At 60.3% G+C, this 1,051-nt stretch carries 1 protein-coding gene; it reads left to right on the top strand.

What is annotated here, in order from left to right:
• A partial coding sequence (locus ABJK56_RS04320) for an ATP-binding protein (protein ID WP_347243433.1) occupies positions 1 to 804 on the top strand: 804 nt, incomplete at its 5' end.
• Positions 805 to 1,051: the final 247 nt, after the last annotated feature.

A 1,051-nucleotide genomic window follows, 5' to 3' on the forward strand; every position in this document is an offset into this window, starting at 1 on the left:
TTCGCCTGGCAGGAAGCCATCGTCAACGCCGTAGCCCATCGGGATTACCTCCTGGGAGGGCTGGGGATCGAGGTTCACCTCTTCGACGACCGGATGGAGATCTGGAGCCCGGGGGACCTGGTGGAGCCGGTGACTTTGGAGCGCCTGCGCCGCAGGGAGCGGGTGCATGCCTCCCGAAACCCTCGTATCGTGCGGGTGCTCACAGCCTTCGGGTACATGCGGGAACTAGGCGAGGGCATCCCACGCATGTTCGAGGTGATGGAACGGGAAGGCTTGCGACCGCCCGAGTTCCATCTGGAAGGAGGACGGTTCGTCGTCACCCTGTATAGCACTCCCATCTACCGTCCGGAAACGATGCGTTGGCTGCGACGCTTTGAAGGTCAGGGGCTGACACGCAATCAAATCCGCTTGCTCGCTTATGCCTATGAACACGGGGGACGTTTCACCAGCCGGGCCTATCAGAAACTGGTCGGCGTGGACATCTACACGGCCAGTCGCGACATCAAGGACCTCATCCGTCGGGGCATCGTGCGCCTGACCCGTCCCCGGGGGCGGGTCTATGAGCTCATCCCGGAGCCTGGGAAGGTCCCCCGAGAAAAGCCACCGGAGCTCGTGGCCCTGGAGCCGATCCTGCACGAGAAGGGCTATGTCAAAAATGAGGATGTCCGGCGTGCTTTCGGCGTTTCGCGGATTCAGGCCCTTCGGCTTCTGCAACATCTCGCGGAGCTGGGCTTTCTGAAAAAGGAAGGGAAGGGGCGAGGTGCTCGCTATGTGGCGGTCCAAAATGCATCCGTCTCCCGGTGAAATGCGACCGTCTCTTCGCGAACGATACATTTGGAGACCGATGCATTCGGGCAAGGTGGTTGCCCTGAGCTGGCTTGAACCAATGGGCGAGAAACGTGGACGGCGTAAATTGGGGTTGATACCAGGGCGTTCGATAATGGGAAAATCGGGGCGCCGTGGGTGGCGACGCCCGTTCTACGCCGACATTATTGGGGTTCGCAGGCAAAGAAATTATAGTTCTCGGGAGGAATCAGATGCAAAACCCGGT

This window comes from Thermogutta sp., assembly GCF_039793925.1.
GTDB lineage: Bacteria > Planctomycetota > Planctomycetia > Pirellulales > Thermoguttaceae > Thermogutta.